Annotated in this window: 4 protein-coding genes and 1 pseudogene; 2 read left to right on the forward strand and 3 right to left on the reverse strand. The window is 67.7% G+C overall.

Features of this window, described 5'->3' with window-relative positions:
• Positions 1–73 precede the first annotated feature (73 nt).
• From JZ791_RS24195 to JZ791_RS24205, 3 genes are all read right to left on the reverse strand, one after another.
• Entirely contained in the window at positions 74–841 is a 768-nt protein-coding gene (locus JZ791_RS24195) for an SWIM zinc finger family protein (protein WP_216897496.1), read from the reverse strand.
• A gap of 156 nt (positions 842–997) precedes the next feature.
• Entirely contained in the window at positions 998–3931 is a 2934-nt protein-coding gene (locus tag JZ791_RS24200; RefSeq protein ID WP_216897497.1) for a DEAD/DEAH box helicase, read from the reverse strand.
• A gap of 75 nt (positions 3932–4006) precedes the next feature.
• Positions 4007–4867 (reverse strand): hypothetical protein, encoded by an 861-nt coding sequence (locus JZ791_RS24205; RefSeq protein WP_308163063.1) that lies wholly within the window; start codon positions 4865–4867, stop codon positions 4007–4009.
• 705 nt (positions 4868–5572) lie between these two features.
• Between JZ791_RS24205 and JZ791_RS24210 the strand changes: the two are divergent.
• Together JZ791_RS24210 and JZ791_RS24215 are read left to right on the forward strand one after the other, a co-directional pair.
• Positions 5573–5934: pseudogene (locus JZ791_RS24210) on the forward strand (hypothetical protein).
• Between the two features lie 33 nt (positions 5935–5967).
• The coding region (locus tag JZ791_RS24215) for an HNH endonuclease family protein (protein ID WP_438804560.1) at positions 5968–6577 on the forward strand (610 nt) is incomplete at its 3' end.

Genomic DNA, 6577 nt, shown 5'->3' on the forward strand with positions numbered 1-6577 from the left:
GCGGCCGCGGCCGCCGCGCCGGGCGATCCACCGCGCATCGGCGGATCCCAGCCGGAATCGCACCGGAACGGTTCTACCCGTCCAGGCTCTGGTACAGCGCACGCAGCTCGCGCAGCCCGGATTCCGCCGTTCGCTCGTCCTCGGCGGTCATCCGCAGCGCCTGGCGCAGTGGGAGCGGGTCCAGATCGTCCATGGCCGAGCGGAATTCGACCCGGGGCAGGTCAGGGAGGACGATGTTCTCGCCGTAGAGGTCGTCGGAGACCGTGGGCCCGTTCTCGCGCTGCACGCCGCCGATGAGAGTGTCCAGGTCCAGACCGCGCAGGGTGAGCATCACCGCGGGCTCGTCGTCGAGGCGTTCGGAGATGATGTAGCAGACCGCGGCGACGTGTTTGCACGGCCAGCCCTGGTCGGGGCAGCTGCACCCGAAATTCAATTCGGCGGCCGTCGTGGGCAGCAGCAGCGGGCCCAGTTCCTTCGGAATGGTGCCCGACGCGATCTGGGCGAGCATGCCGGGTGTGTCGCGGATCAGGTCGAGGACCTCGTCCAGGCGTTCGTCGCGCAGCGTACGCAGGGTCAGCTGCGCGGTGAACGGGCGCGGCTGGCTGCCCTGCACCTCGGCGGTGACCAGGCCGGACTCGATGTGGTAATTCACCACCTGGCCGGAGCGGGCGTAGGTTCGGCCACGGGCCAGGCGTCCGGCGTCGGCGACCTGTTCGATCGCGTCGATGAAGGCCCGACCCCACCATGTACGCGCGAAAGAACCACGACGACTGCGGGATTGGACGCCACCCTTGACCGGGCGGCGCGGACCGTACTTGCTGTAGTCCTCGAACGGACTCACGACTCCACCTCGCTAGCGCTCGGCTCCGTCGTGTGCCCGGCACGCTGGCTCGATGGTTCACTCCGCTGCGCTCCGCTCACGACTCCACCTCGCTAGCGCTCGGCTCCGTCGTGTGCCCGGCACGCTGGCTCGATGGTTCACTCCGCTGCGCTCCGCTCACTCGCCGATCGCCTCCGTACCCAGGGCGAACAGCCGGCTCAGCTCCTCGGTGCTCAACTCCGTGATCCAGTTCTCGCCGGTGCCGACTGTCAGGTTCGCCAATTCCTGCTTACCGGTGATCATGTCGTCGATGCGCTCCTCGATGGTGTCGACGCAGACGAGCTTGCGCACCTGCACGTCGCGGCGCTGGCCGATGCGGAAGGCGCGGTCGGTGGCCTGGTTCTCCACCGCCGGATTCCACCAGCGGTCTAGGTGCACAACATGATTGGCGGCGGTGAGGTTCAGGCCGGTGCCACCGGCCTTGAGCGACAGCAGCATCAGCGGCGGCCCCTGGTCCTCCTGGAAACGGTCGACCATGACGTCGCGGCCTTTTTTGGTCACGCCGCCATGAAGGAACGGGACCTGAGCACCGAACCGTTCGGTCAGGTACGGAGCGATCAGGTTGCCGAACTCGCGGAACTGGGTGAACAGGATCGCCTTCTCACCATCGGCCAGCACCGATTCCAGCACGTCCTCGACCAGCCCCAGCTTGCCCGAGCGATGCTGTCCGCGCTTGAGCACCCCCGAGCCGTCGCCCAGGTAGTGCGCCGGGTGATTGCACACCTGCTTGAGCCTGGTCAATGCGCCCAGTACCGCCCCCTTGCGAGACATGCCCTTGGCACCTTTGAGTTTCGCCAGCATATCGTCGACGACCGCCTGATACAGCGCCGCCTGCTCGACGGTGAGGTTGGCACGTACCGTCATCTCGATCTTGTCCGGCAGATCCGAGATCACCGCCGGATCGGTCTTGACCCGGCGCAGCACGAACGGCGAAGTGACCGTGCGCAACCGGGTCAGGGCGTTCTCGTCACGCTCGCGCTCGATCGGCACGGCGAAACGCGCGTGGAACACCGAGGGTTTGCCCAGCAACGCCGGCGCGGCGAAGTCCAGGATCGAGCGCAACTCCTCGAGCCGATTTTCCACCGGAGTTCCGGTGAGTGCCAGACGATGTCGCGCGGGTACAGCGCGCGCGGCGCGGGCCTGGCGGGTGGCGGAGTTCTTGATGTGCTGCGCCTCGTCGAGCACCACTCGCTGCCAGCCCTGCCGCTTCAGCTGGTCCACATCCCGGGCAAGCAACGCATAGGTGGTGATGACCAGATCCGAATCTGCCACCGCCGCATCCAACTCCGCGTCCTTGCGCCGGTTCGCGCCGTGATGGACGAGCACCCGAAGGCCCGGGGCGAACCGCTCGACCTCGCGCTGCCAGTTGCCCACTACCGACATCGGCGCCACCAGCAGTGTCGGGCCGACGGGCGCGATCGGCACATCCGTACCCTCTTCACCGACTCCGGGGGACTTCACGGTTCGATTCGCGGGCACGAGTGTGCGGGCACCCGTGCCGACGGTGCTCGCGGCAGTCTCCCTCTCGTGTACCAGCAGGGCGATTACCTGCACCGTTTTGCCCAGCCCCATATCGTCGGCGAGGATGCCGCCGCAGCCGAGGCGGTTCATCGTCGCCAACCAGGTGAGCCCGCGCAGCTGGTAGGGGCGCAGATCGGCCTTCAATCCGGCCGGTGGCGCAATCTCCTCGACCGCCCGGTGCGCCTCCAACAGCTCGGACACCCAGCCGCTGGCGGTGACATCCTCGATCGGCACATGCCTGACCTCGCTGGCGGCGATCTCCCCGAGCAACTCGGTCAGCGAACCGGTCGTCTCGTCGGTGCGCCCCTCGAGGTACTGGGCGGCCGCTGCCAACGCCCGATGGTCGGCCTGCACCCACTCCCCGCGCAACCGCACCAGATCCGATTTGGACTGCACCAGGCGCGCCATCTCAGCGGGCGTCAGCACGGTATCGCCGAGCGCGAGCTCCCAGCGGTAGGACACCAGACCGTCCATACCGACCGCGGTTTCGGTCGCCGCGGGGCTCTGCACCTGCATCCGCATGCTCGGGGTCACGATCCGCCAGGACCGGGGCAACAGTAATTGCACACCCGCGGAACGCAATTCGTGCGCGCCGTGGGCGACCAGATCCTGGACGACCTCGGTCGGCAGCAGGAAGTCGATGCCGCCGGGATCGCGCGGCAGACGCTGCAGCATCGGATACGCGGCGATGGCCGCGGTCACCCGCTCCCCCGCCAGGCGCAGCTGCGCCGGATCACCGTTGACCGGAACCGGCAGCGGCGCTTCACCTTCCGAACGCAGGCATACCTCGAGGCGCCACAGCGCCGTGAAGGCCCGCGTATCCTCCTCGGGGTCATCGTCAGGCTCGATCAGGCGCAGGACCAGTTCCGGCTCACCGACGGTCAGACTCGTGCGCCACTGCTGCAGGGCCGTGGCGACGCGATGCGATCCCGACGCCAGCGGTGTGCCGGAACTCAGCGCGGTGATCAGGGGATGCGGCCCGTTCGAGCCCGTAGCGTGCTTCGGTATATCGAGCAACGACCGCGCGATCGGGTCGGCCAGTTCGGTGACCATGTCCTCCAACAGCGCCGCGGGACGTCCGGCCACACGCAGGGCGGGCGGCATGGCGGCGGCGAGTTCGGCCAGCCAGGCCCGCTGCCGCTGCCCGCCGACCAGGCGCCAGCGCACCCACCAGTCGCCATCGTCGCGCAGTAGCTCGGGGACGACCCGCCCGCCGCGCACCCAGCGCTCGACGCCCCGGGCGACGTGTCCGAGGAAACGCAGATCGGCCGCGATCGCGCCCGGGGGCAGCTGTTGCAGCAGGATGGGGGCGGCCGATTGCGGCGTGAGCGCATGACCGCGGACCTCGACCGTGTGCGGGCCCTCCGGACCGGCCATCAGCACCTGAGCCCGGTGCCGGAATCGCGCTGCCTGGACCACCGCGCCCAGTGGATCGGGCACCGTCACGGCGTCGATGGCCGCGACGGCATCAGTGCCTGGGGGCTGCCACAGCACCAGGCCCGAACCGGGCGTCCACAATCCGTGCAGCATCACTCCATCCAACCAGCCGCCACCGACAGGCCAGCCGTGGGTAGATGGTGTTGTCGACGTGGCGGATGGACCAGGTCAGGAGTAGGCGCCGATGACCGCGCCCGCGACCGCGCCGACCGCGCCACCGACGAATGCGGCCGGAATGCCCGTCGCCGCCGCGCCCGCGACCGCGCCGATCGCCGCGCCGCCGGCAATACCCATCGGAATGCCCGCGACGGTCGGCGCCGACGCCACGGTGCCGAGGGTGCCGCCGATGATGCCACCGACCACACCGCCTGCCACAGCGGCCGGAACACCGGCGACCAGCGCACCCACAGCCGCACCGGCTGCCGCTGTCCCGGCGATCCGGTCGGACCGGTCCGGGTTGACGCCGATCGAGTTCATATCGGTGGCGACGATGGCCTCGCCGCGCGCGGCTGTCACGTTGACCTGCCTCAGCACCTTGTCGGGCACGGCACTCGGTACCGGGGTGCTGTAGTTGCCGACGCGCAGCGTGCGCGGCGGCGGGGCGATCGGCTTGACCGGCGCGACGTATTCCGGCGCATGCAGTTGGGACAGGTTCACCGCCGGGGCGGGCTGGGTGTACTCGGCGTCGGGCACGGGCCGGAAGTCCGGCGGGACAACGTAGTTCGGCAGCGGCGTGACAACGCCCGGCTGCGGACCGGACGGCTGCACCAGGCCCGGCTGCACCGTATTCGGTGTGTACTCACTGTTGGACCAGCTCGAGGTGACACCGGGCTGCGTCGTGGTGACGGGGCCGGTCGTCGACTGCTGTTGCTGCCCTGGCGGCGGAGCGGTGGAGGTGCCCGGCACGAAAGGCGCGGGCGACTCCTCGGTGGGTGCGGTGGTGGCCGATGCCTCGGAGGTGGAGGTGTGACCGGCCTGGTTCGTCGTGCTGGAACAGCCGACCACCAACGCCAACGGGACAGCCCCCACAGCAGGGAGAACCACCCGCTTCGCGATGGTCAACTTCCTATGCCGACCTGTCACGTCGCTACACCACCCTCATCAACTTGATCAAGTGCCCCCCGTTCCCCGAATGGCACGTGTGCGCTCCGCACGATAACTACCCGATAACATCTCGGGCAAACTTGTGTGACATGCCTCACAGTTGCCATGAAATCGCCGGGCGTTGAAGGGGACTCGAAGGCGCCGGCCCTTCGCCGTGCCGGTTCCTCGTCGCCCGACACAGCGACCCGGCAAACCTGCCATCCCGCACATACCCTATGAAAAATATTGTGCGACAGTCATTTCTGCACCACCGGACAATATACATTCGAAACCTTTGGGTCGTATATCGACGAAATCGCACCGATACAAAGGGAATCGACGGACAGACAATCCCGAACTAGTGAGTTTGCAGATGATCGATCGCTGCCATCGCAGACCTCGGGAGTTATCGTGTCACTCACGCCGCGAATCAGAAGTTATTCCGACCGAGAAGTTCCGTCGAAGCTCCTCTATCGCCGCGGACCATGTCGGACTACCATGGAAACATTGACAAATCCGCTGGTCACGGCCGAAGAAACAGATTCGGCCGTGTAATGCAGCAACACAACATTCGCACCGCACAACCACATGGTTCGCGCCCGCACACCCGGTGGGTTCGAGCCGGGCGGGCGCTGTAGGAGGGCAGTGAATATGACGATTCTGCTCCAGGTCCTCGAGCAGAGTTTCCGCCGACCACACCATGGGAACGGCGTAAATTCACCTTCATCGATACCGCGAAGATCGTCGGTATGCGCCTGGACGGTCAGGCCGGGGTATGGCTGGATCTCTCGCGCCCGGGCGAATCGCAACGGCTGGCGCGCACCGCGACCGCGCAGGAGGCGATCACGTTCCTGCTCACCGTCTTCGGCAAGATCGCCGAGTGCGAGGACCGCGGCGGTTCATGGCTCATCGGCCACGACGGCGCCCGCGCCGAGACGGTCGCGGCGACCCGATTCCCACCCCAGTCCGCCGACATGGCGACCGACGACCTGCTCGCCCGCGCCTGGTTGTGAAACCTGTCGGCACCGCGGTGTAGAAGTGGTGCCGTGCAATCGGACAGGGGTGGATGGGGCTGGGCGCTGGCGGCGCCGGTCGTCGCGATACTGGTAGCACTGGTGATCGTGGGTGGTCCCACGCTGTTCGGCAAGCTGACCGGCGACACCCTGCCGGCGCCGGGCAGTCCGACCCGCGCCCAGCTGGAACGGCTGCTGTCCGTGGTCAGAGTCGTACCGCAACGCCCACATCCTGGCGGTTACGAGCGCGGCTGCGGCATCGGTCGAGGCTGCGTATTCGGTGCAGCCTGGTCCGGCACATCCACACCCGCCAGCACGTGCGATCCGCGCAACAGCGTCCTCGCCCGACAGTTGAGCGCCGTACGATTCCGCCCGCACACCGACAACTGCGTAGTACTGGCCGGAACTCTCCGAGACCCTTACACCGGCCGCAGCATAGCCTTCGACCGCTCCCACGCCCGCACGGTACAAATCGACCACGTCTACCCCCTGGCAGCCGCCTGGGACATGGGCGCATCCACATGGCCTGCGCCACAACGCATCCAATTCGCCAACGACATCGAATTCAACCTACTGGCCGTCGACGGCCGAACGAACGAAAACAAGGGCGACCGCACCCCCGCCGACTGGCTACCCCCCGCCC

The sequence above is a fragment of the Nocardia alni genome (assembly GCF_019038435.1).
Lineage (GTDB): Bacteria > Actinomycetota > Actinomycetes > Mycobacteriales > Mycobacteriaceae > Nocardia > Nocardia alni.

Excerpts from the sequence above, each read along its gene's own strand:
- JZ791_RS24200 (WP_216897497.1), bottom strand. The coding sequence starts at position 3,931 with ATGCTGCACGGATTGTGGACGCCCGGTTCGGGCCTGGTGCTGTGGCAG.